The organism is Paenalcaligenes sp. DL 309 (assembly GCF_057475285.1).
In genome coordinates this window covers 63,887-89,144 of record NZ_JBYBKW010000001.1, presented here as the reverse complement: position 1 = coordinate 89,144, position 25,258 = coordinate 63,887, and the positions used below count along the sequence as shown (strand labels likewise).

Genomic DNA, 25,258 nt, shown 5'->3' with positions numbered 1-25,258 from the left:
GATTCCGATTATGCGTTTAACTACTAAAGGGCGTTTTGCAGTCACAGCTATGATAGACTTGGCTTTACGTCAGCAAAGCGGGCCGGTTACCTTAGCAAAAATTAGCGAGCGCCAAAGCATTTCCTTGTCGTATTTAGAGCAGCTATTTGGCCGCTTACGTCGTCATGAGTTAGTTGATAGCACACGAGGCCCAGGGGGCGGTTATAGCTTGGCGCGTTTAGCTAGACACATTACTGTTGCTGATATTATTTTTGCAGTGGATGAGCCTTTAGATGCTACTAAGTGTGGCGGTAAGGGTGATTGCGAGATTGATGCAGACGGAAATCGTATCCAATGCATGACGCATGAGCTTTGGGCTACCTTAAGTCGCAAGATGGTGGATTACCTAGACTCTGTATCGTTACAAGATTTAGTTGATCAACAGCGTATGCGTCAACTAGAAGCTTCGGTGCGTAAACAGCAAAAGCAAAATGGTACGGCTTCTAAAACCCATCCCCTTAACCCTTACCCAGCTGCTAGCTAATCAATATAAAGTTGGAGTTTATCTTGTCCACATCCAATCCTGTTTATTTGGACTACGCTGCCACCACCCCCATAGACAAACGTGTTTTAGAGCAAATGCTCCCATGGTTAACCATGAATTTTGGTAACCCGGCTTCTACGAGTCACGCCTACGGCTGGGCAGCTGAAGAGGCGGTAGAAAAGGCACGGGCTCAGGTGGCGGATCTAATCGGAGCGCATCCGCGTGAGATTGTTTGGACTTCCGGGGCTACGGAGTCAAACAATCTAGCCATAAAAGGCGCCGCACAAGCTTATGCTCATAAGGGTAAGCATCTGATTACGGTTAAAACAGAGCACAAAGCGGTTTTAGACCCTATGGAATACCTACAGACCCAAGGCTTTGAGGTAAGTTATTTAGATGTGAATGCCGAGGGGTTAATAGACATTAATGAGCTCCAAGCCACCATACGCCCGGATACGATTTTAATTTCCATTATGGCAGTAAATAATGAGATTGGAGTCATTCAGGATCTTTCTGCTATTGCCGATTTATGTGCAGAACATAATATTTTGTTTCATGTAGATGCTGCTCAGGCGGCTGGTAAAATTGAATTAAACGTAAATGATTTAGCCATTGATTTAATCTCATTTTCTGGCCATAAAGTGTATGCGCCTAAAGGCATAGGCGCTTTGTATGTACGGCGTAAACCGCGAGTGCGTCTCATAGCGCAGATTCATGGTGGGGGCCACGAGCGTGGCCATCGCTCAGGCACTTTAGCTACCCATCAAATTGTGGGTATGGGCGAGGCTTTTGCATTAGCAAAAGCGGAAATGGCGGCAGACAATGCACGTATTGCAGCGTTACAAAAAAAATTGTGGCAAGGTTTATCTGAGGCTCTACCTCAAATTTATTTAAATGGTTCGGTCGCACAGCGGGTGCCTCACAATTTGAATGTTAGCTTTGCAGGCATAGAAGGTGAGGCCTTAATGATGTCTTTACAGCGGTTGGCATTATCGAGCGGCTCTGCCTGTAGCTCAGCCAGTTTAGAGCCTTCTTATGTGCTTACAGCCTTAGGGCGTGATGATCAATTAGCGCATAGTGCGTTGCGTATTAGTTTAGGGCGTCAAAGTACGGAAGCTGATGTGGTGATTGCTTTAGATGAGATCATTACCCAGGTAAATAGGTTACGTGCATTATCACCTGTGTGGGGGGCTTAATTATGGCCGCTTATTCGGACGCTATTATGTCTCGTTTTATGCATACACAATATGCCTATAAGGAGATGGAGCTTGATGACAGTGCTCAGCCCTTTTATTATAAAGTGAGTGTAGGCGCTCAAGAGCAAGGGGCGATGCTTAGCCTTTTTGTGCGTGTAGATGCACAAACAGAAAAAATCATCAGTGCTGAGTTTCAAATGTATGGCTGCGGAGCGTGCATTGCCGTGGCTGATGTTTTATGTGAGCGTTTGATTGGTTTAAACTTAGGGCAATTGCAGTCTTTTAATACTCAAGAGTTGGCCATAGAGCTTGAGTTGCCTATGGTAAAAATGCATTGCACTTGGTTAGCTAGCGAGGCGCTAGAGAAAATTACCATAGCGTGGCAATCAGCTAGCGCTAGTCATTCATAATTTAAAGAGGTTTTTTATGTCTATTACACTTACCCCTCAAGCAGCTGATCATATTAATAAGCACCTTGAAAAACGTGGTGCTGGCATAGGCCTGCGCTTAGGTGTACGTTTAACAGGATGTTCAGGTATGGAGTATCAGGTGGATTACGTTGATGAGAGCACGGACGCTGATCATATTTTTGAAGATCAGGGCATTAAAGTGTTTGTTGATCCACGTAGCTTGCCTTTTGTGGACGGTACACGCGTAGACTATAAGCGGGAAGGCTTAAGTTATGGCTTTAAGTTCGCGAACCCTAATGCCAAAGCTGCTTGTGGTTGCGGTGAATCTTTTACCGTTTAATCACTAAAAATCCAAAAAAAGCCCGATTAATCGGGCTTTTTTCTACTCCGCTTTACGTAAATGCGGGAATAAAATCACATCTCGAATACTGGCGCTATCAGTTAGCAACATGACCAACCGATCTATGCCAATACCGCATCCTCCTGTGGGTGGCATACCGTATTCTAGTGCCCGTATATAGTCCTCATCATAAAACATGGCTTCTTCGTCACCGGCATCTTTGGCCTCCACTTGTGCCAAAAAGCGTGCCGCTTGATCTTCAGGGTCATTCAACTCTGAGAAACCATTGGCAATTTCACGGCCGGTAATAAACAGTTCAAAACGCTCAGTAATCGTGTTGTCTTCGTCAGAAGCGCGAGCTAGGGGTGAAACCTCTACCGGATAGTCCACAATAAAGGTAGGATGCCATAACTTGGCTTCAGCGGTTTCTTCAAAAAGGGCGAGTTGTAGGGCGCCCACACCGGCATGCATAAAAGCCGGAGCATCCACATCAACTTTTTTGTTTTTCAGTTCGGCACGTAAAAAATCCGTATCGTGAAGCTGCTCGGTGCTGTAGTGAGGGAAGTACTTTTGAATGGCTTCCACTATGGTTAAACGATCAAAAGGTTGATCTAAACGTAAATCTTGCTCTTGATATTGCACATGAGCTGAGCCGGTATCACTGGCTGCAATCGCCGCATCACGCACCAAGTTTTCGGTGAAATCCATTAACCAGTGGTGGTTGGTGTAAGCCGCATAAAATTCCATCATAGTAAATTCTGGGTTATGACGGGGGCTTACGCCTTCGTTACGAAAATTACGATTAATCTCAAATACACGCTCAAAACCACCCACGACTAAACGCTTTAGATATAGCTCCGGTGCAATGCGTAAGTACATTTCCATATCCAGCGCATTATGGTGCGTTACAAAAGGCTTGGCTGCGGCTCCCCCTGGGATGGGGTGCAGCATGGGGGTTTCTACTTCCAAGAAGTTCGCCTCCACCATGTGCTCTCTGAGGCTGTTAATCACTTTGCTGCGAGCTAAAAAGGTATGACGCGTCTCTTCATTGATAATAAGATCTACGTAACGGTTCCTGTAACGCTGCTCTTGATCAGCTAAACCATGAAATTTATCAGGTAGGGGACGTAGTGATTTGGCGAGTATACGTAACTCGCTGACCTTAATTGAGAGTTCGCCTTTATTGGTTTTAAACATCTCACCGCTAACAGCTAAAATATCACCTATATCCCAGGTCTTGAATTGCTCATAGAGCGTTTCACCTAAGGTTTTTTTATCTAAATATAGCTGAATACGGCCACTGCTATCTTGTAGGGTAGCAAAGCTGGCGCGGCCCATCACACGTTTGAGCATCATACGACCTGCCACACTAACGATGCTGGGTGTGGCTGCTAAGCTTTCTTTGTCTTGCTCACCATACAGCTGGTGTAATTCAGCTGCTTGATTGCTGGGGGTGAAATCATTGGGATAAGCATTACCGGATTCGCGTAGTAAGTTAAGTTTTGCGCGGCGTTCGGTAATGAGATGGTTTTCGTCAACGGGAGTTGACTCAGGAGTAGAAGTCATGAGGCTAACAATTAAAAATAATGGCGAATGTCATCAATGGTTTTGGCACCAAAGTCATTACGCGTCAAATAATGGGCAATATGTTCTGCGGTAGTACTGGCAGAGCTAAGTTGTTGGTGTTGGTGCAATTGAATAAAACGATCGCGGTTTGGAAATAGCTCCACATCCATGTCACGAATTTCAGCTTGCATATCTGTATCTACCACACCTGGAGCTAAAGCAACGCAGCCCACGCTGGGGTGTTCAGTAGCTAAGGTTTGGGTGAAGTGGTCTACGGCGGCTTTAGTTGCTCCATATACGCCCCAACCTGGTACAGGGCCACGTCCAGCGCCTGAGGAAATGTTTAACACACGTCTGTCTGCGTTTTCTGGACTATGCGCTAAAAAGGTAGCCGTTAAACTCATTAGGCTGCCAATGTTTAATTGTAGCGCTTGAGCAATGGCATGGGGATCTTGCATTTGATGAGACTGTGCCATTGGGGCAACGGTGCCCGCATTATTAACTAGCCAGTAATGCTGAAGCTCTGTGTGTTGTGCAAGTAGCGATTGTAGTGCGCTAGCGGCTTGTTCAACCCCTTGTATGTGCGCTAAATCGGCGCTGATGTGCTTGTAAGAGGCCCCAGATTGATGGCAGAATGCGGCTAACTCAGGGTTATTACTACGTGAAATACCTATGAGCAAGGTGTTTTTTGTAGCTAATTGCTGTGCTAATGCCAAGCCTAGGCCACGTGATGAGCCACTGATAATAATGAGTTTTTGTATCATATCGCTTTTGCTTATACCCCTTGTTTAAGACTGGCTTCTATAAAAGGGTCTAGGTCGCCATCTAAGACTCGCTGGGTATTTGATATTTCCACATTGGTACGTAAATCTTTGATGCGGCTTTGATCTAGTACATATGAGCGAATTTGATGGCCCCAACCCACATCACTTTTTGCATCTTCCATTTTCTGCTGCTCGGCCATACGCTGACGCATTTCTAGTTCATATAAGCGTGAGCGCAGCATTTGCATGGCTTCAGCGCGGTTGCGGTGTTGTGATCTATCGTTTTGACATTGCACCACAATACCAGAAGGAGCGTGGGTGATACGCACAGCAGAGTCAGTTTTGTTCACGTGTTGACCACCCGCCCCGCTAGCACGGTAGGTGTCTACGCGCAAATCAGCAGGATTGATGTCTATCTCGAAAGAATCGTCAATTTCCGGATACACAAACACACTGCAAAATGAAGTATGGCGGCCATTAGATGAATCAAAAGGGCTTTTGCGCACTAGGCGATGTACGCCAGATTCGGTACGTAACAGGCCGTAAGCGTATTCGCCTTCAATTTTGATAGTGGCGGATTTTAAACCAGCCACCTCACCGTCAGAGTGCTCGAGTATTTCAACTTTAAAATCTTTATGTTCGGCATAGCGAGTATATTGACGTAACAGCATAGAGGCCCAATCTTGCGCTTCGGTACCTCCTGCGCCAGCTTGAATATCCATAAAACAGTTTAAATTATCCGCCGGGTTCGAAAACATACGCCGGAATTCAAATTCTTCTATACGTTTTTTAAGTTTAGTGCTGTCAGCCTCAATCGCTGCAATGGTTTCCGTGTCATCATCCATGGCTGCCAGCTCAAAAAGCTCTTTAGCATCGGATAATTGTTGTTCTATTTCATCTAAACCGTGCACCACATCTTCTAAGCTCTTTTTTTCACGGCCTAGCTCTTGGGCGTGTTCGTGGTCATCCCAAATATTTGGATTTTCAAACTCGGCATTAACTACGTGTAAGCGATGCGCTTTTTCATCGTAGTCAAAGATACCTCCGTAGTTCGGTAGTGCGCTCTAGATAATCATCTAATTGGGCTTCGAGTTGATTGAGACGTTCGGATTCCATGGACAATTCCTATACTGAATTCTAAGAGTTAAAAATACAAAAGCCATGGTAGCGATCCATGGCTTGAGTGATTTCATTTAGCATGTTGCTGCATTGCATTGTAATTGCGTCAGACCTTCGCTACATAAAAAATTAACGGCGGCGACGATTTTGCTGATTACCACCACCAGTAGGCTGATGAGTGCGTTTAGGTAAATGACGAAAAGTAATACGACCTTTAGTTAAATCATAAGGTGACATTTCTAATGTAACCTGATCTCCTGCTAAGATACGTATGTGGTGCTTACGCATTTTACCGCCTGTATAGGCAATCACAGAGTGACCGTTCTCTAGCGTAACGCGAAAACGTGAATCGGGTAATACTTCAGTAACAGAACCTTGCATTTCAAGTAGTTCTTCTTTTGACATATAGTAAATCCTTATAAAATTATCAATCTATCTATTTTACGCGAAAACGCTTTATGAGTCAATGGTTTACGCGCTGCTAGATACTTTTGTCATGGGATTAGAGGGTGATTAACTATATAATTCTTTCGAATTCTAATTATTTCAACTATTTCAATTATTTATCAGCAGTGTGTGATCTGCTTTTTGCTTTAAAGGTGCAGCATGAGTCAAAAATTAACGCCTACTGCAGTATTGCTGTTGGTGACCGCAACGTTTTTGTGGGCAGGTAATGCGGTTGTAGGGCGCGCAATTAGTGATATGGTGCCACCTATTACGTTGAACTTCATACGCTGGTCTATTGCTTTTTGTATATTGGCGTTATTTGGCGGGAAAATCCTCCGTAAAGACAGCGCTTTATGGCGTAATTGGCGTGAGTATGCCTTGTTAGGTTTGTTGGGTATTGGTATGTATAACGCCTTGCAATACATGGCTTTACATAGCTCTACGCCTATTAATGTCACCTTAGTGAATTCGAGTATGCCTATTTGGATGCTATTAGTGGGGCGTTTGTTTTTTGGTGCTTCTATTAATTTTAAGCAATTTGGTGGGGCCTTTTTATCATTGCTAGGGGTTGCGTTGGTATTGGTGCGTGGTGATTTCACGCAGCTGCAAGATTTCAGCTTTGTGATTGGTGATATTTATATGCTGGTTGCAGTCATTGCTTGGGCTTTTTATAGCTGGCTTTTAAGTCAAGACAAACACGAGCCTGAGATGAAGGAGAATTGGTCTATGATTCTCTTGGCTCAAGTTACCTTTGGGGTGATGTGGGCGGGGATGTTCTCTGTTGGGGAGTGGGCTATTACTGATTGGCATATTGAATGGAGTTGGGGTTTGGTGTTAGCGCTGCTTTATGTGTCTACCGGTCCCGCCATTATCGCCTTCAGATTTTGGGGCTTAGGAGTGCAGCGCGTAGGGCCTACGATGGCCGGGTTTTTTGCTAATTTAATGCCCTTGTTTGCTGCACTGTTATCCACCATTTTCTTAGGAGAAAGTCCAAGAATTTATCATGCTATTGCCTTCCTATTAATTGTGGGAGGCATTATATATGCGTCGCGTAATCAATCATAAGCTGCACATTGCTTTTGCCGTTCCAGTGGTTCACATCCATTTTATAGGCGGCTTTCACGGTTTCATTGAGTGTAAAGGGTTCGGCATGATTAAACCAAATGGCATCTAGCACTAGGCCATCGCGTTCTAAACGCAGTTTAAGATGCTTTTCTTTGAGTACCCGTTGGTGTAGCACGGTAAAGCGATCCACAAAGACTGGGGGCGGAAAGCCTGCACCCCATACCTCTTGGTTCAGCAAGGTCGCAGTAGCTACATCTATGTACTGGGTAGCTAATGAACCGTCATGTTCAATCAAGGGTTCAAAGTGAGTGCGGCCCGTAAATTGAATGACTGCCTCATCAAAGGCTTGTTTGAAAGCGTCTAGTTTGGATTCGTGAATACTTAAACCGGCTGCCATAGCATGGCCGCCAAATTTCAACACCATATCTTTGTGTTTTTTGGCAATAAGATCAATCACATCACGCATGTGCACATCAGGAATAGAGCGGCCAGAACCTTTGATTTCACCGTTATCACCGGGAGCAAAGGCGATAGTGGGACGCCAATACTTTTCTTTAAGACGTGATGCCACTAGTCCTACTACGCCTTGATGCCAATCTGTACCATACACACAAACGCTAGCGCTGGGTGTGAGCTGCATCATTTGCTCCACTGATTGCAATGCACTTTGATGCATGCCGCTTTCAATTTGCCTACGTTCTTGGTTTATACGATCTAATTCCTTAGCCAACTCCATGGCCTTTAAAGGATCATCGGTGCAAAGACAATGAATGCCAATGCTCATGTCGGTGAGGCGACCTGCAGCATTAATACGCGGACCCACAGCAAATCCTAGATCAAAGGTGTTGGCTTTGGAGGCATCACGCCCGGCAACCGTAAACAAGGCAGCGATGCCTGCGTGCGCGCGTCCAGCTCGAATTCTTTTTAAGCCTTGAGCAACTAAAAGCCTATTATTTGCATCTAAAGGCACCACATCGGCCACCGTGCCTAAGGCAATAATATCTGCCAGTTGATCTAAGCGTGGTTGATCTTCCACGCCAAAGGCACCACGTTCTCGCAATTCCGCACGTAAAGCCAGCATCAAATAAAAAATGACGCCTACACCAGCCAAGCTTTTTGAAGGAAAGTTGCACTCTGGATGACTGGGGTTAATGATGGCTGCGGCATCAGGCAGCGTATCGCCAGGTAAGTGGTGATCGGTAATTAATACTTGTATGCCCAGTTGTTTAGCGATTTCTACCCCTTGTACATCCGCAATACCATTATCTACGGTGATAATTAAATCGGGTTTACCTTCTGGCAGTTCTGCGGCAATGTGCACTACTTCGGGTGATAAGCCATAACCCGTCTCAAAGCGATTTGGCACAATAAAATCCACATCAGCGCCCATATCTGTTAGGGCACGTATGCCTACCGCACAGGCGGTGGCGCCATCACAGTCATAATCGGCCACAATTAAAATACGCCATTGCCCTTCAATAGCATCGGCTAAAAGTTGGGCGCCTTGCTTTATATGATGTAAAGAATGAGGAGGCAGTAGAGCCGCCCATTTAGATGTGGTTTCTTGAATAGTGTTTACATTGCGGGCGGCGTACAGCTGCGCTAATAAAGGATGTAAACCGCCTTGTTCTAGTTGTTGGGCAACCGCCGGTTGTGATGGGCGAGGGCTTAAGACTGGGCTAGCCAATGGTTTCTCCAAGATGGGATGGATTTAAAAGGTAAAAAACGTTGCCAAAAGCGGGTTGCTTGTGGGCAAGCGCTTAAGTATTCGTTGGTATTCGTTAATATAAGTTGTGGCCTGAGCGTAGAATCTTCTACTTGTAATAGGGGAGCGATTGCTTTATCTATGTTTTGTAGCTCTAGTAGCCATTGGCCCCAGTCTTGACGTAAATAAGCAGCGCTAAGAGCAGTAAATATTTTGTGAGACTGTAGGGGTGGTTGAGGCTGCCAGACTGCGGGACTGAGACCGCCCACTGGCCATAGGCTATTGAGAGGAGGCTGGCCGTTTTGTTGGCGTGTAATGTTAATGGGATGATCAAAATAAAGCATTTGAATTTCATTTACAAAACGGCGCCATTCACGGCTGCGGGCGTCTTGATCCCACCAGTCGTTAACCGCCATACGACTTACTAAATCACTACTTGCAAAGATAGCAGGTAGTGGGTTGTCACCGTCATTGTGTAGCTGCCAATGCGTGGCAGACCAAGAGCTTAAGCGAAAGGGCGTTCCTTCACAAAGGCGTTGAGCACTTTGTAATAGCGCCTCACTATGCGTGGATTCTATTGCCAAGGCCGATGCGGGGATTAAAGCGGCACCATCACGGGCGGGTGAAATATGCACTAGTTCGACGAGCCAAAAAGGTGATGTAGAAGCAGCCATTGTTAATTTTTGTTGCTCACTGGCTAACAAAAGCGCCAAAGCTGCGTTATGCTTTGCCATCGATGCAGCAAATCCCGCCTGCTCTAATTGCCATGCCTCAAAAGCAGTACATTTAATTTGGTTGAGCTCTAGGGTGGTTCTTTCACTTTTGCACTGGTCTAAATAACTGGTTAAATGCGGAGCATAAGTAGGTAGTTGCTTAAGTAGTTCGGTGGCAATAGGTGCAGGCGCTAAGCCTTCAGTTAGTACAATACTAAAATTTTCAGCAGTCATTAACGGTAAATATCTATGTTTTATGAGTTTTGGATAGGAGCGCGCTACGCCGGCATAGCCGGGTTTAGTCGCCGTGGAGCAAAGCGTAAAGACCGTTTTGTTTCCTTTATTGCTGCTAGCTCAATGGCAGGCATTGCGCTAGGCGTGGCCGCACTGATTATTGTGTTATCAGTGATGAATGGCTTTCAAACCCAAGTACGAGATCGCATGCTGTCGGTTTTGCCACATATGGAGTTAACCATAAATGGCGCGGATCACCAAACGGTATTGTCGCATTGGCAAGAGGTAGCAGACAAGGCACAAGAAAATCCTAACGTTATAGGGGCTGCCCCTTTTGTGGCTGCACAAGCTATGCTGGTGCGCGGTGATCAATTAAACGGTGTGCAAGTACGCGGTATAGACCCGGCGTTGGAATCGGCAGTCTCTGAGCTAGCAGATCAAATGATATTTAATGGGGTGGACGCCTTAGAAGACAAAGGTTTTGGCATTATATTAGGGAATCAGTTGGCTCATGCCCTAGGCGTCACAGTGGGCGATAATTTAATGTTGATGGCACCTCAAGGGTCCATATCGCCAGCCGGCTTTGCCCCGCGTATGCGGCAGTTTACCGTAGCGGGTCTTTATTCCTCAGGGCATTATGAGTATGACGCTACCTTAGCCTTTGTGCATTATCAAGATGCGGCTCGAGTGTTTAGGGATAGTGGGAGTAGCGGTGTGCGTTTACGTATTCAAGATATGCAAAAAGCACCGCAGGTAGCCGATGAATTAGTTGGACAATTACCACCTACTATTCGGGTCAATGATTGGACGCAAAACAACAAAACTTGGTTTGCAGCAGTGCAAACGGAAAAGCGTATGATGTTTTTAATCTTAACGCTGATTGTGGCGGTAGCGGCTTTTAATTTGCTGTCTTCTTTAGTGATGGCAGTAAAAGATAAGCGTAGCGATATTGCTATTTTACGCAGTTTGGGCGCAACGCCCAATGAGGTGGCGCGTGTTTTCTTAGTGCAGGGAGCCATTATTGGTGTTTTGGGCACGGTCATCGGAGTGAGTTTAGGCGCTTTGGTGGCTTATAACATCGATGTTATTGTGCCTTTTTTAGAACGCATGACTGGCCAAGAGTTTTTACCCCAACAAATTTATTTCATTAGTCAAATGCCCTCAAACCCTCAAGTGGGCGATATGGTAATTATAGGTGTTACCTCTTTAGTGCTTTCTTTATTAGCCACCATTTATCCCAGCTGGCGTGCTTCACGCTTGCAGCCTGCAGAGGTATTACGTCATGATTAAACATTTGGTGCTTGATGCTCAACATATACAACGTTATTACGAGGATGGTGACAATCGTGTGGAAGTATTGCGAGATGTGAATTTGCAGGTCGCAACCGGAGAAATGGTTGCCATTGTGGGGGCGTCAGGTTCAGGTAAAAGTACCTTGCTACATGTCTTGGGTCTTTTAGATAAGCCAAGCGCCGGCAAATTAGCCATTGCAGGCCAAAGCACTGAGACGCTAAATGAAAAGCAACGCAGTCAAATTCGTAACCAATCTTTAGGTTTTGTGTATCAGTTTCATCATTTATTGCCTGAGTTTACTGCCTTAGATAATGTGGCCATGCCATTAATAGTACGCCGTATGAGTCGATCATCGGCTAGGGAGCAAGCAGCTCAAATTATCGAGCAAGTTGGCTTAACCGCACGTGCCCATCATTACCCGGGCCAACTGTCGGGTGGAGAGCGGCAACGTATCGCTTTGGCCAGAGCCTTAGTGACGCAGCCTGCTTGTGTATTGGCTGACGAGCCTACGGGAAATTTAGATAGACAAACCGCTCAAGCTATGTTTGCGCTGTTACAAAAAATGAATGAAGAACTAGGCATCGCGTTTATAATTGTTACACATGATTCGGCCTTAGCTGCCTTAGCCCATCGCCAACTGGCCATGGATCAAGGTATATTAAATGGATGTTAATTGATACACATTGTCATTTAGATGCTGAGATTTTTACTGAAACGCCAGCTCAGCTAATTGCTGCCGCTCAAAAGCAAGGCGTGGGCTATATAGTTATTCCTGCAATTAGCCGTAATAATTTTGCAAGCGTACGGCAGATGGCACATAGTGCCCCCAGTCTTACATACGCACTGGGCATTCACCCTTTATGTGTCCCAGAGTCCACCGAAGACGATTTACAGGTTCTAGAAGCTCAGCTTGAGCAGCACATTACTGATCCTCAATTAGTTGCTATAGGTGAAATAGGTCTGGATTTTTTTGTTCCCACCTTACGCACAGCGGGTATGCGAGAAAAACAGTTTTATTTCTATGAACAGCAACTCAAATTAGCCAAGCAGTTTGAGTTGCCGGTGTTACTGCATGTGCGTAGATCACAAGATGAAATTTTAAAATATTTGCGTAGGCATGAAAGTATTAGGGGCATAGCGCATGCCTTTAATGGTAGTCATCAACAAGCCGAACAATTTATAAATCGCGGTTTTGCTTTGGGTTTCGGGGGCGCTATGACATTTACTCGCGCCAAACAGATACGCCGATTAGCCACAGATATTGATTTATCGCATATAGTATTAGAAACGGATGCGCCTGATATTGCTCCCGCTTGGCTAAATCCCAAAGAGCACCCTGAGCAATACAATAGGCCTGCCGAGATAGCCGCTATAGCTCAAGTATTAGCTGATTTACGGCAGCTAGATATAGCCAGAATTAAAAAGGAAACAACCCACACTGCTATGCGCGTTTTGCCCCGCCTACAGCAGTGGCATCAGAGCCATACGTATGCGTAAAAATACGTAGGTTTTATTTCCCCTCTTTGCGCACCTTTTGGTGCGCTTTTTTTATATCTTAATAAGTAGAAAAACAAGAGAGCTAAGGGAAAAGAATGCTAGGTAGAATAATGGCTGCGGCCTTTATATTAGGTACAGCTTGGGTGCAGTTATGGTCACAGCTTTGGCCTGTTGCTTGGCAAGCCATGGCATTAGTCGTGGCGTTAGTGGGGATAGGCACTGCGTATGTTTTAAAAAGCGGTTTTGTACGCTATAACTTGGCATTAGGCGCAACTTTTTTATTGGCTTTGGCTAATGCTAACTGGCAGGCTGACGTTTTGCAACGGCAACAACTTCCAGCCCATGAAGAAAACAAACCCTTCAAGCTTTTAATACAGGTGGATAGTTTAGTGCGTTTAAAGCCGGATAGCCGCAGTTTTAGAGCCACGGTTTTAGAAGCGAATCCCCGTCAGGTACCTAAAACTATTTCTTTGAGCTGGAGCAGTCCTGAGTGGGGTGGTCCCTATGCTCAGCCTAAAAAATATGCTTTTCCTGCTATAAAACCAGGACAGGTTTGGCAAGTGACGGCATTTTTAAAAACACCACATGGTGCTCGCAATCCCAATGGTTTTGATTATGAGGCGTATGTGTTTGCTCAAGGTGTTCGAGCCATAGGGGCTATACGGGGTACGCCTAAGCTAGTTAGTGAAAGTCCACAACGCTGGTCTATTTCCTTGGCGGCTGAAAGGTGGCGCCATAGCTTGCGAGAGACTATGTTGCCCTATGTGGAGTCTTTGCGTTGGGGGGGAGTGATATTAGCGTTATCCATAGGTGATCAAGCCAGTATTAACTCAACGGACTGGGAGGTGTTTAATCGTACGGGGCTCACGCACCTCGTCTCTATAAGCGGCACGCATGTCACTTTATTGGCTACTTTTAGTGCGTTGTTTTTCGCGTTTGGCTGGCGTCGATTGCACTGGATGGGGAAGATGTTGCCAGAGTATGTGCCTACGGCAGTAGCAGCGGGTTGCTTTGCTTTAATGGTAGCAGGCTTATATAGCCTAACAGCGGGCTGGGGCGTGCCCGCACAACGTACATTCACTATGTTTGCGGTCACCATAGTTACTTTACTATTACGTTTACCGTTGTCTGTTACACAGATTATTGCCGCAGCAGCGGTGAGTGTTTTGCTTTTTGATCCTCTGGCCATTAAATCGACAGGATTTTGGCTGTCATTTGGTGCGGTGGTTATTTTAGTAGCCTGTGCAAAATGGTGGGGTGAAGTATTGTGGAATGGTGGTAAAGGTTACTGGGAGAAAACGTGGCAGAAATGGCGTATGGCAGCGATTTGGCAGCTGCTGATTTCCGTTGCGCTTTTACCTGCCCTGGCTTTTTTGTTTTTTGAGCTCTCTTTGGTCTCGCCCTTATCGAATGCTTATGCTATTCCCATTATTGGTTTATTGGTCACCCCATTAGCTTTGTTGTTTGCCTTACTAAGTTTGTTGCCTTTTCCTGGGCTTACGGAGGCTGTGTTGTGGACAGCGCATTCCTTATTATTGTTTATGATGCAACTTACGATTTGGTTAAGTGAGCAGCCCTTGGCGAGTTTACCAGCAGCTAAACCCCCGTTTTGGGTATTGTTAATTGCTCTACTTGGTATGATTGTAGCGTTGATGCCTAGAGCTTTTCCTTTGGCATGGTTAGGCTGGGGTTTAGTGGTTCCGGCTTTGTTTTGGCGTAATCCTACCTTGTCTACAGGAGAGTGGCGCTTGCATGCGCTAGATGTGGGGCAAGGTAGTGCCGTAATAGTAGAAACCGCTAGCTCCGTTTTGCTTTTTGATACGGGATTGCGCCGTGGCCCTGAGAGCGATGAAGGGCTGCGCACTATAGTGCCCTATTTACGCAGTTTAGGGCATACAAAAATAGATACTCTGGTGTTGTCACATGCGGATCTAGATCATGTAGGGGGTACGCGCAGTGTGTTGCAGTTTTTCCCCGTACAGCAGTCATATAGCTCCTTTGATTTGACGGCTTATTTAAAACGCGAAGCTCGGTTATTAGATAATTCAACACTTGCTGTAGTTTTACCTTGGGCACAAAGTGTTTGTCAGCGAGGCCAGAGTTGGGAAGTTGACGGCGTGCAATTTCGTTTTGTGTGGCCTAGTTCTACTGTGCAGACAAATAACGATAAAAATGCCAACAGCTGCGTGGTGGAGGTGAAAGGGGCTCATCACCGTGCTCTATTAACGGGTGATATAGGTGTTGCGCAGGAAAAGCAGCTTATTGAAGCAGGTCTGCCCACCCAAGATGTGGTGGTAGTAGGTCATCATGGTTCCAAGACTTCGTCGGGGCAGTTGTGGGTAGACCAACTGCAAAGCCAAATTGCTATCGCGCAAGTGGGATGGTGGAGTCGTTATGGTCATCCACACGAGGAAGTAGAACATAGGTGGCTGCGCTCTGGAGCTCAGTTTTTACGCACTGATTATCAGGGTGCAATTATTGTGCATTCATCCATAGCAGGACTAGAGACCTATAAAGAGCGCCTTGTACGGAGACGTTATTGGCAAAATAATGGCAGACTCAAAGAATAAGCGGCGCGCACAGCGTATACTAAGACAAAGCGATTAATGAAGAAAAAGGAGCTTGCTTTGTCTACACAAACTCTACAAACCACACCTCGATTAAATTACGTGGTGTGTACTAGCTCGGCTGGTATCCATCGTATGGCATACTGGGAGTGGGGTGACCCTACAAATTCACGTGTTTTATTATGTGTGCATGGTCTGACCCGTACAGGCAGAGATTTTGATGCTTTAGCTCAAGCACTTAGTCCTTATTATCGCGTTGTCTGTCCAGATATAGTAGGGCGGGGCAGTTCTGACCGTCTAGCTGATCCTGATGCCTATGTGGTGCCGCAATACGTAGCAGATATTTTTACTCTAATTGCTCGCTTACAACCCACTGTCTTAGATTGGGTAGGCACTTCTATGGGTGGGTTAATTGGGTTGGGAGTGGCTGCGGGCTTAAGTAACGCTCAACAATTATTAGCTTGGAGCACCGCCCAGGCGGCTTCAGATCTCAGTGAGCTTATACCTTTTAGACGCATGGTAATTAATGATATAGGTCCGGTGATTAATGCGGAAGGTCTAGCCCGTATCGGGAATTACATTGACCAAGAGTTGGTTTTTGATAGCTTTGGGGAGGCGGTAGAGAACGCTAAGGTACGCTGGCAAGACTTTGGTCCACACACTCAAGAGCAATGGGAGCACCTAACGACTTATGTATTTATGCAGCAAGATGGGCAGTGGGTGTTGGCCTATGATTTAGGTATTGCGGCGCCTTTTAAAAAGCAGTTTTTACAACAAAAAGATGAGCAAGCCGAAGCCATAGTAGAAGAGGCCGAAGAGGTATTGTGGCAAGCGTTTGAAAGTTTGCCTGCTGAGGTATTGATAATACATGGTGTAGACTCGGATTTATTATCCAAAAAAACCACAGAGCAAATGCTAGCGCGTAATGCTAAAGCCAGTCTTTACGAAGTCAGTGACGTAGGTCATGCTCCTACCTTAATGCAACCCAGGCAAATTGAAAAAATTAAACAGTTTTTATTGCAGGAATAATCAATGAATGTAGATTTACACTCACACTCAACCGTATCTGATGGTCTATTATCACCCGTAGCCTTGGCGCAGCGCGCCCATGCCAATGGGGTTGAAATGTGGGCCTTGACTGACCACGATGAGGTGGGCGGTTTAGCAGAGGCCGAACAAATAGCTACCGATCTAGGCATACAATTTATACCCGGCGTAGAGATTTCCGTTACCTGGCTCAATAAAACCGTACATATAGTGGGTTTAAACATTGATTACCAGCGCTTAGAGCTAGTAGATGCGTTACGTTATGTGCGCTCAGGGCGAGTGCAGCGCTCCAAAGACATGGCACAAGCCCTAGCTGATCTAGGTATTGAAGGCGCTTTAAAGGGTGCAGAGTCTTTAGCCTCAAATCCTGAGCTGGTTTCACGTACTCACTTTGCGCGTTTTTTAATTAACGAAGGGCATTGCAGCTCCATACAGCAGGTGTTCGATAAATACTTAGGTGAAGGTTGCCCAGCTTATGTACCTATGCAGTGGGCACGTTTAGAAAATGCCGTAAGATGGATACACGAAGCCGGTGGGGTAGCTGTCATTGCCCACCCAGGGCGCTATAATTTCAGTACTTTGCAGTTTGATTTGTTATTTGATACTTTCAAAGAGTTAGGCGGTGAAGGCATAGAGGTAGTCACGGGTAGCCACAGTCCTGATCAATACCAAGAGTACGCTCGTGTTGCTAAGCGCTATGGTTTTGAGGCCTCCTGTGGCTCTGACTTTCATGGCTTTGTGGAAGGGCGTATGGATCTTGGGCAAGTGCCCGCATTGCCCAGTGGTTTACGCCCTATTTGGCAGCGTTGGCTGTGAGACTAAGTCATAAAGCAGGAGAAAATGATGAGTAAAGCATTTGTTAAAGAAAACGACAATGAAATCGAAGAGGATTTAGTCCCTGAAGCGGTCCAATTACCTAAAGGCACTAAAAACTATATTACCGTGCAAGGTTACATCGCCTTAAGAGATGAGCTTCGGCATCTATTGAGAACGGAGCGCCCCGAAATGGTTAGTGTGGTCTCGTGGGCCGCCTCCAATGGTGATAGATCTGAAAACGGTGATTATATTTATGGCAAAAAACGTTTACGCGAAATAGATAGACGGATTCGATTTCTTACTAAACGGTTAGATATTGCTGAAGTGGTAGATCCCGCCTTACAGCCTAATAAAAACCGTGTTTTTTTTGGTGCTACCGTAGTATATGCAGACCAAGACGGTGCGGAAACCAGAGTTACTATAGTGGGAGTCGATGAGGCTGAGCCGTTAAATGGCAAAATCAGCTGGATATCTCCAGTAGCACGCGCTTTATTAAAAGCCGAAGAGGGTGATATGGTGACTTTACGTACACCAGGCGGCATACAAGAATTAGATATACTCGAAGTCCATTACCCCGATACCGTGACAGAACTACGTCACGACGAATAATTTTAGTCCTGTGCGTTGATTAAGCCGTAATAAGCCAACCTATTTGGTAAGATTTATGGTTAAAATGACGTGCATTGATAACACTCTTGCATTGGCTCACATCGTGTCCACTATTCTAACTATTCCAGGCGTATCCGCCTTGCCCGCTTTTCAAAGCGAGCGTCTTTTAAACCATTTTCAATCTTTAGCCTTACCTATTGAAGGTATTACGGCGTATTACGAGTACTACGTTAAACCCGTAGGGCAGAAACTAAGCGTAGAGCAATATCAGCAGCTTATTAGTTTGCTTGATGACGGTCAGCCCACCTTTGACCCAAAGGCGCAATCTAAGGATCAGCTCGTGCTGCGCGTGATTCCACGTTTAGGTACCATCTCTCCTTGGGCCAGTAAAGCCACAGATATTGCACATAATTGTGGCTTAGATGAGATACATCGCTTAGAGCGTGGTGTGCGTTATGTGATTGAGCCCGTGCGTGGATTACTCGGTACTAAGACTTTTAGCCCAGAGCAGCTTCAACAAATAGCTGATGCATTGCATGATCGCATGACAGAACAGGTGGTTGATCAGGCATTTGATGGCAGCGCACTCTTTCACGAGCTGGCGCCTAAAGCTATGCAATCTATCCCTGTATTAGAACAAGGCATTGATGCTTTGGTGCAGGCAAATACTCAAATGGGCTTGGCTTTGTCTGAAGATGAAGTTGAGTATCTGTTTGAGGCGTTTACGAAGTTAAAGCGTAACCCGCATGATGTAGAGTTGCTCATGTTTGCTCAAGCAAACAGTGAGCACTGTAGACACAAGATATTTAATGCGCAGTGGGTGATAGACGGTCAAACCAAAGATAAAACCTTATTTGGCATGATTCGTGAAACGCATGCCGCGCAGCCGCGTAATACGGTAGTTGCCTATTCTGATAACTCCGCCATTATGTCTGGCGGTAAAGCCAAGGTTTTTTATGCCAGTTTGCCTGACTCAGCGACTAAAGGGCAATACCAGTCTTACGAAGCCACCATGCACACCTTAATGAAGGTAGAAACGCATAATCACCCTACCGCGATTGCGCCGTATCCTGGGGCCGCTACGGGCTCAGGTGGGGAAATTCGTGATGAAGGCGCGACAGGCCGGGGTTCTAAGCCCAAAGCTGGCTTAACTGGTTATACCGTATCGCATTTGCATTTACCGGGCTTAACCGAGCCTTGGGAGCAAGATTCCCATGGTTTTCCTGAGCGCATTGCTACGGCTTTAGATATTATGACCGAAGGCCCTTTAGGGGGCGCAGCCTTTAATAATGAGTTTGGTCGGGCGAATTTACTGGGTTACTTCCGTAGTTTTGAACAAACCATTAACAACAAACACTGGGGTTATCATAAGCCTATTATGATTGCGGGGGGCTTGGGCGCCATTGATGATCGCTTGACCCACAAAGACCCTTTACCCGTAGGTGCTTTACTCGTGCAGTTAGGCGGTCCGGGTATGCGTATTGGTATGGGTGGGGGCGCGGCATCCAGCATGACCTCTGGCATGAATTTGGCTGAGCTGGATTTTGATTCTGTGCAGCGGGGTAACCCAGAAATGCAACGCCGTGCCCAAGAGGTGATTGATCGATGTTGGCAGCAAGGGGATAACAACCCCATTATTGCTATTCACGATGTAGGCGCGGGTGGTTTATCTAATGCCTTCCCTGAGCTCGTGAATGATGCCGAGCGTGGTGCTACCTTTGATTTAAAAAAGGTGCCTCTAGAAGAATCGGGTTTATCTCCCGCTGAAATTTGGTGTAATGAATCTCAAGAGCGTTACGTGTTAGCAATTGCCCCCGAAGACTTAGATCGCTTTAAGGCCATTGCTGAGCGTGAACGTTGCATTTGGGCGGTAGTGGGTGTGGCGACCGAAGAGCGTCAGTTACGTGTACTTGATGGCGAGTCTAGTCCAGTAGATATGCCGCTAGAGGTGATTTTAGGTAAAGCGCCGCGCACCTTGCGTGATGTACAGCGTGAAGATCGCTTTGAAGGTACCTTGGATTTACCGGTGATAGCTTTAAATGAAGCGGTAGAACGCGTCATGCGGCATCCTACTGTTGCTAATAAAAACTTTTTAATTACTATTGGCGATCGTAGTGTGGGTGGTTTGTGTAGTCGAGATCAGCTGGTAGGTCCTTGGCAAATTCCCGTGGCGGATTGCGCGGTTACTTTGGCGGATTTTGAGCAAGTTCGTGGTGAGGCCATGGCCATGGGTGAGCGTAGCCCTATTGCTATTTTTGATGCTCCGGCTTCTGGCCGTATGGCGGTTACCGAAGCCATCACAAATATTGTTGCCAGTGATGTGCGCAGTTTTGATGATATTAAACTATCTGCTAACTGGATGGCTGCTTGCGGAGTAGAAGGCCAAGATGCGGCTCTGTATGACACGGTGTCTGCTGTGAGCCAATGGTGTCAAGAGTTAGGTTTATCGATACCGGTAGGCAAAGATTCATTATCTATGCGTACGACGTGGCAAGCTGAAGATGGCAGTGAGCGTGATGTGATTGCTCCAGTATCTCTGGTGGTTACCGCTTTTGCTCAAGTGGCTGATGTACGTAAAACCTTAACCCCACAGTTGCGTACAGATGAAGATAGTGTCTTAATTTTTATTGATTTAGCGGCGGGTCAGCAACGCATGGCCGGTTCCGTACTGTGTCATGCTTTTAATCAGGAAGGCGTAGAGGCCCCAGATTTTACCGATGCGGCACGTTTGACGGCTTTTGTGAATAGTATCCGCCAGCTAGCAGACCAAGATCTGCTGTGGGCTTACCATGATAAGTCTGACGGTGGTCTATTTGCGACGGTGGCCGAAATGGCCTTTGCGGGGCATACCGGTGTGTCATTAAACATTGATATGCTCACCATAGACCCACATGCTGCCGATTGGGGTGATTTTAAAATCCGTGCAAATCAAGTGGCTGTACAGCGTGATGAGCTCACTTTTAAAGCCCTCTTTAACGAAGAGGCGGGTGCCGTCATTCAAGTGCCTGCTAATAAGCGTGATGAGGTATTACACCAGTTACGTGAGGTAGGGCTCTCACCTTATTCACATGTAATCGGCAAGCCTAATAGTACAGATACTATAGGGGTGTACCGTGATGGTGAGTGTATTTATCAAATTGCACGCGCTGAGCTAGGTAAAGTGTGGTCGGAGGTGACGCATCAAATGATGTTGTTACGTGACAACCCAGCTAGTGCTGCTGCTGAACATTCCCTTTGGGATGATGTGGAAGATCCAGGTCTTAATGTCGCTAATGTGGTCTTTAACCCCCAAGAAAATAGTGCTGCACCTTATATCAAAACGGGTGTACGTCCTAAAATTGCCGTTATGCGTGAGCAAGGTAGTAACAGCCAAGTAGAAATGGCGTGGGCTTTTGATCAAGCTGGCTTTGATGTGATTGATCTCCCCATGACTGATCTACTGAGCGGACGTTATGATTTAGCCGATTTAAAAGGCATTGTGGCAGCCGGTGGTTTTAGCTATGGGGACGTGTTAGGTGCAGGCCAAGGGTGGGCGCGCACTATTCGTTTTAATTCAAAATTAAACGATCAGTTTTCCGCCTTCTTTCAACGTGAAGACACCTTTGCTTTGGGCGTATGTAATGGCTGTCAAATGATGGCTGCCTTGGCACCCATGATTCCGGGGGCTGAAGACTGGCCATTATTTACGGCAAACCAGTCAATGAAGTATGAAGCGCGTTTGGCTACCGTTGAAGTTGCTGAATCTCCTTCCATTTTTTTACAAGGCATGGCTGGAGCACGTTTACCCATCGTGGTATCGCACGGTGAAGGTTTTGCGAACTTTGATCGCCAGGGGAATGTGGCGCAAGCGAAATCGGTACTGCATTACACCGATAATCAGGGTCAACGCACTGAAAATTACCCCTTTAATCCGAATGGCAGTCCCAGCGGTATAGCCGGCCTCACTACCACCGATGGTCGCTTTACCATCATGATGCCGCACCCTGAGCGAGTGATTCGTAATGTACAACTTTCATGGGCTCCAGAGCGCTGGGGTAGTGCAGATAGTGGTGGTGACCAAGCCACAACTGGTGGCTTAACTCCCTGGATGCGTTTGTTCTATAACGCACGGGTCTGGCTAGGTTAAAAACTTAAGCGTATAATCAGGTTTTGGACGGGATATAAGAACATGCGTCTTATCAGAAAAGCACTTACCTTTGATGATGTGTTGTTAGTGCCAGCATATTCGCAGGTGTTACCGCAAGATGCGGTGCTCACCGCACAGTTTACAAAGGATATTAAACTCAATATACCCTTAGCTTCAGCCGCTATGGATACGGTTACCGAGGCTCGCCTTGCCATTGCGATGGCTCAAGAAGGCGGTATTGGGGTCATTCATAAAAATCTTTCTGCAGAAAAGCAGGCACGGGAAGTATCTCGCGTTAAACGTCATGAGTTCGGTATAGTGATTGACCCAGTCACGGTGACTCCTAGCATGACGGTACGTGATGCCATTCATTTACAAAAAGAAAATGGTTTTTCTGGCTTGCCGGTTATTGATAACGGCAAATTAGTAGGTATTGTGACTAACCGTGATCTTCGTTTTGAAGACCGTTTAGAACTGCCTATTAGTAAGGTGATGACCACGCAAGAGCGCCTAGTCACTATGCCAGAAGGTGCTACCTTAGAGCAGGCGCAAGCGCTTATGCATAAGCATCGTTTAGAGCGCGTGCTAATTGTCAATGACGATTTCGAATTACGTGGCTTAGCTACGGTTAAAGATATTGTTAAAAACACCGAGCACCCTAAAGCGTGTAAAGATCAGTACGGTCAGTTGCGTGTGGCTGCTGCTGTAGGCGTAGGTGGTGATACAGAAAAACGTGTGGCCTTACTGGCTAAGGCTGGCGTAGATGCCATTGTGGTAGATACCGCTCATGGCCATTCTAAAGGCGTAATTGACCGTGTGCGTTGGGTGAAAGAAAATTACCCGCATATCCAAGTTATTGGCGGTAATATTGCTACTGCTGCAGCTGCCTTAGCCCTAGTTGAAGCAGGTGCAGATGGCGTCAAAGTGGGCATTGGCCCAGGTTCTATTTGTACTACACGCGTTGTAGCGGGTGTGGGTGTGCCTCAGGTAACGGCCATCAGTGATGTGGCAGAAGCGTTAAAAGACACCGGCGTACCTCTAATTGCTGATGGCGGCATTCGTTTCTCCGGTGATGTGGCTAAAGCTTTAGCCGCTGGAGCATCCACTTGTATGATGGGTGGGTTGTTTGCCGGCACCGAAGAGGCCCCTGGTGAAGTGGTTCTTTACCAAGGTAGATCTTACAAATCATACCGTGGTATGGGCAGCTTAGGTGCCATGGCAGAAGGCTCTGCAGATCGCTATTTCCAAGAAGCCGGTAGCAATGCGGATAAGCTCGTTCCTGAAGGCATTGAAGGGCGTGTACCGTATAAAGGCACAGTGCTAGCCATTATTTATCAGTTGGTGGGTGGTATTCGTGCTTCTATGGGGTATTGCGGTGCTGCATCCATTACTGATTTGCATGAAAAGGCCGAGTTTGTAGAAATTACGGCAGCAGGTGTACGTGAGTCGCATGTGCATGATGTGCAAATCACCAAAGAAGCCCCTAATTACAGAGCTGATTAATATGCAACAAAATCAAGTTAATCAGTCTGAACATCAGCCACAGCATCAACGTATTCTTATTTTAGATTATGGCTCTCAGGTCACACAGCTCATCGCGCGTCGGGTGCGTGAAGCGGGTGCGTTTTGTGAAATTCATCCCGGTGACGTAGGCAATGATTTCATTGCTGCGCAGCCCAATTTACATGGCATTATTTTGTCAGGTAGTCATGCTTCAGTTTATGCTGATAATGCTTTAGAAGTGCCTAGTGCGGTGTTTGAGGCCGGTGTGCCGGTCTTAGGCATTTGCTATGGTATGCAAGCCATGGCGTTGCATTTAGGCGGTAAAACTGAGCAAACTGAACGGCGTGAGTTTGGTCATGCGCAAGTGCGTGCTCATGGGCATACGGCCCTCTTAAATGGCATTGAAGACTTCGTTACTGATGAAGGCCATGGCATGTTGAATGTCTGGATGTCACACGGTGATCAAGTCACAGAATTACCTAAAGGCTTCAAAGTGATGGCCTCCACGCCGTCTTGTCCCATTGCAGGTATGGCGGAAGAGTCCAAGCAATTTTATGGCTTACAGTTTCACCCTGAGGTCACACACACCAAGCAAGGGGCGGCTATTTTCCAGCGTTTTGTGCGGGATATTTGTGGCTGCACGGGTGATTGGAATATGCCCGATTACGTGGAAGAGGCCATTGCCAGCATACGCACGCAAGTGGGTACCGATCACGTTATTTTAGGTTTATCGGGTGGTGTGGATTCCTCGGTGGCGGCAGCGTTAATACACCGTGCCATTGGTGATCAGCTCACTTGTGTGTTTGTAGATCATGGTTTGCTGCGTTTAGACGAAGGCAAACAGGTGATGGAAACCTTCGCGCAAAACTTCGGCATGAAAATCATTCATGTGGATGCTACCGCCCAGTTCATGGGCGAGTTAGCCGGCGTTACCGACCCCGAGGCTAAACGCAAAATCATTGGCAAAGAGTTTGTAGAAATCTTCCAACGTGAAGCCAGCAAGGTAGATAATGCTAAATGGTTAGCGCAAGGTACCATTTACCCCGATGTAATTGAATCGGCGGCAGCCAAATCGGGTAAAGCCACCGGTATTAAGTCACACCATAATGTGGGTGGTTTGCCAGATACCTTAAACCTAAGTTTACTTGAACCACTGCGTGAGCTTTTCAAAGACGAAGTGCGTAAACTGGGTGTAGCCCTAGGCTTACCACACGATATGGTTTATAGGCACCCATTCCCCGGTCCAGGACTTGGGGTGCGTATCTTAGGTGAAGTGAAAAAAGAGTACGCCGATTTACTCCGCCGTGCGGATGCTATTTTCATTGAAGAGTTACGTAATACTGTGGATGCCGAAACCGGTAAAAACTGGTATGACTTAACCTCTCAAGCGTTTACGGTGTTTTTACCGGTGAAAAGCGTAGGGGTGATGGGTGATGCGCGTACTTACGAGTACGTAGTGGCCCTGCGTGCTGTAGAAACGTCAGACTTTATGACTGCCGATTGGGCTGAACTGCCCTATGCTTTATTGAAGCGCGTTTCTAGTCGTATCATTAATGAAGTGCGCGGTATTAACCGTGTCACCTACGATGTGTCTAGTAAGCCGCCGGCGACGATTGAGTGGGAATGATCACACGTTAGGCATTAGCTGGTACTAACTGGCATTAAATGATACTCAAGCCCATGTTTTCATGGGCTTTTTTACTTTTATGTCTGGCAGT

General features: G+C 46.4%; 21 protein-coding genes. 15 read left to right on the top strand and 6 right to left on the bottom strand.

Features of this window, described 5'->3' with window-relative positions; translation table 11 throughout:
* Window positions 1-10 precede the first annotated feature (10 nt).
* The 4 genes from AC2UZJ_RS00410 to iscA are packed head-to-tail and all read left to right on the top strand — an operon-like array spanning window position 11 to window position 2,469.
* Window positions 11-523 (top strand): Fe-S cluster assembly transcription factor, encoded by a 513-nt coding sequence (locus tag AC2UZJ_RS00410; protein WP_486948145.1) that lies wholly within the window; start codon window positions 11-13, stop codon window positions 521-523.
* 23 nt (window positions 524-546) lie between these two features.
* Window positions 547-1,719: an IscS subfamily cysteine desulfurase gene (locus AC2UZJ_RS00405; protein WP_486948144.1), complete on the top strand. Its 1,173-nt coding sequence runs from the start codon at window positions 547-549 to the stop codon at window positions 1,717-1,719.
* 2 nt (window positions 1,720-1,721) lie between these two features.
* Window positions 1,722-2,129 (top strand): iron-sulfur cluster assembly scaffold protein, encoded by a 408-nt coding sequence (locus AC2UZJ_RS00400; RefSeq protein ID WP_486948143.1) that lies wholly within the window; start codon window positions 1,722-1,724, stop codon window positions 2,127-2,129.
* Between the two features lie 16 nt (window positions 2,130-2,145).
* Entirely contained in the window at window positions 2,146-2,469 is a 324-nt protein-coding gene (iscA, locus tag AC2UZJ_RS00395; protein ID WP_486948142.1) for an iron-sulfur cluster assembly protein IscA, read from the top strand.
* Window positions 2,470-2,511: 42 nt separating this feature from the next.
* On the opposite strand, the gene lysS is transcribed toward iscA, so the two are convergent.
* The 4 genes from lysS to infA form a co-directional block, all read right to left on the bottom strand.
* Complete coding sequence (lysS, locus tag AC2UZJ_RS00390) at window positions 2,512-4,035, bottom strand: lysine--tRNA ligase (RefSeq protein WP_486948141.1); 1,524 nt, start codon at window positions 4,033-4,035, stop codon at window positions 2,512-2,514.
* Between the two features lie 11 nt (window positions 4,036-4,046).
* Entirely contained in the window at window positions 4,047-4,799 is a 753-nt protein-coding gene (locus AC2UZJ_RS00385) for an SDR family NAD(P)-dependent oxidoreductase (protein ID WP_486948140.1), read from the bottom strand.
* An 11-nt stretch (window positions 4,800-4,810) separates the two neighbouring features.
* Window positions 4,811-5,915 (bottom strand): peptide chain release factor 2 gene (gene prfB / locus AC2UZJ_RS00380; RefSeq protein WP_486948139.1). Its coding sequence is split into 2 segments (ribosomal slippage): window positions 4,811-5,833 and window positions 5,835-5,915, totalling 1,104 coding nucleotides; the frame shifts between segments, so codons are not numbered across the junction.
* A 132-nt stretch (window positions 5,916-6,047) separates the two neighbouring features.
* Window positions 6,048-6,323 (bottom strand): translation initiation factor IF-1, encoded by a 276-nt coding sequence (infA, locus tag AC2UZJ_RS00375; protein ID WP_486948138.1) that lies wholly within the window; start codon window positions 6,321-6,323, stop codon window positions 6,048-6,050.
* A gap of 201 nt (window positions 6,324-6,524) precedes the next feature.
* Here infA and AC2UZJ_RS00370 point away from each other — a divergent pair, with 201 nt between their 5' ends.
* The gene (locus tag AC2UZJ_RS00370) at window positions 6,525-7,430 is read left to right on the top strand and encodes a DMT family transporter (protein ID WP_486948137.1); all 906 of its coding nucleotides are present in this window, start codon (window positions 6,525-6,527) and stop codon (window positions 7,428-7,430) included.
* On the opposite strand, the gene recJ is transcribed toward AC2UZJ_RS00370, so the two are convergent.
* Entirely contained in the window at window positions 7,402-9,117 is a 1,716-nt protein-coding gene (recJ, locus tag AC2UZJ_RS00365) for a single-stranded-DNA-specific exonuclease RecJ (protein WP_486948136.1), read from the bottom strand. The genes AC2UZJ_RS00370 and recJ overlap by 29 nt on opposite strands.
* Window positions 9,099-10,082: a hypothetical protein gene (locus tag AC2UZJ_RS00360; protein ID WP_486948135.1), complete on the bottom strand. Its 984-nt coding sequence runs from the start codon at window positions 10,080-10,082 to the stop codon at window positions 9,099-9,101. Before AC2UZJ_RS00360 ends, recJ begins: the two co-directional genes overlap by 19 nt.
* A gap of 15 nt (window positions 10,083-10,097) precedes the next feature.
* Here AC2UZJ_RS00360 and AC2UZJ_RS00355 point away from each other — a divergent pair, with 15 nt between their 5' ends.
* The 10 genes from AC2UZJ_RS00355 (at window position 10,098) to guaA (ending at window position 25,167) form a co-directional block, all read left to right on the top strand.
* The gene (locus tag AC2UZJ_RS00355; RefSeq protein WP_486948134.1) at window positions 10,098-11,372 is read left to right on the top strand and encodes a lipoprotein-releasing ABC transporter permease subunit; all 1,275 of its coding nucleotides are present in this window, start codon (window positions 10,098-10,100) and stop codon (window positions 11,370-11,372) included.
* Window positions 11,365-12,048, top strand: a complete 684-nt coding sequence (locus AC2UZJ_RS00350) for an ABC transporter ATP-binding protein (protein ID WP_486948133.1) — start codon at window positions 11,365-11,367, stop codon at window positions 12,046-12,048. Before AC2UZJ_RS00355 ends, AC2UZJ_RS00350 begins: the two co-directional genes overlap by 8 nt.
* Entirely contained in the window at window positions 12,042-12,872 is an 831-nt protein-coding gene (locus AC2UZJ_RS00345) for a TatD family hydrolase (protein WP_486948132.1), read from the top strand. The genes AC2UZJ_RS00350 and AC2UZJ_RS00345 overlap by 7 nt, the downstream gene beginning before the upstream one ends.
* Window positions 12,873-12,967: 95 nt before the next feature.
* On the top strand, window positions 12,968-15,442 hold the full coding sequence (locus tag AC2UZJ_RS00340) for a DNA internalization-related competence protein ComEC/Rec2 (protein WP_486948131.1): 2,475 nt from the start codon (window positions 12,968-12,970) through the stop codon (window positions 15,440-15,442).
* A gap of 132 nt (window positions 15,443-15,574) precedes the next feature.
* Complete coding sequence (locus tag AC2UZJ_RS00335) at window positions 15,575-16,468, top strand: alpha/beta fold hydrolase (protein WP_486948571.1); 894 nt, start codon at window positions 15,575-15,577, stop codon at window positions 16,466-16,468.
* 3 nt (window positions 16,469-16,471) lie between these two features.
* On the top strand, window positions 16,472-17,302 hold the full coding sequence (locus AC2UZJ_RS00330) for a 3',5'-nucleoside bisphosphate phosphatase (protein ID WP_486948130.1): 831 nt from the start codon (window positions 16,472-16,474) through the stop codon (window positions 17,300-17,302).
* 27 nt (window positions 17,303-17,329) lie between these two features.
* Window positions 17,330-17,911 (top strand): transcription elongation factor GreB, encoded by a 582-nt coding sequence (greB, locus tag AC2UZJ_RS00325; protein WP_486948570.1) that lies wholly within the window; start codon window positions 17,330-17,332, stop codon window positions 17,909-17,911.
* 103 nt (window positions 17,912-18,014) lie between these two features.
* Window positions 18,015-22,037 carry a phosphoribosylformylglycinamidine synthase gene (gene purL / locus AC2UZJ_RS00320; protein ID WP_486948129.1) on the top strand — a complete coding sequence of 1,341 codons (4,023 nt, stop codon included), beginning with the start codon at window positions 18,015-18,017 and terminating at the stop codon, window positions 22,035-22,037.
* 42 nt (window positions 22,038-22,079) lie between these two features.
* Window positions 22,080-23,540: an IMP dehydrogenase gene (gene guaB, locus AC2UZJ_RS00315; protein ID WP_486948128.1), complete on the top strand. Its 1,461-nt coding sequence runs from the start codon at window positions 22,080-22,082 to the stop codon at window positions 23,538-23,540.
* Window position 23,541: 1 nt separating this feature from the next.
* Window positions 23,542-25,167 carry a glutamine-hydrolyzing GMP synthase gene (gene guaA, locus AC2UZJ_RS00310; RefSeq protein ID WP_486948127.1) on the top strand — a complete coding sequence of 542 codons (1,626 nt, stop codon included), beginning with the start codon at window positions 23,542-23,544 and terminating at the stop codon, window positions 25,165-25,167.
* The last annotated feature ends 91 nt before the right edge of the window (window positions 25,168-25,258 follow it).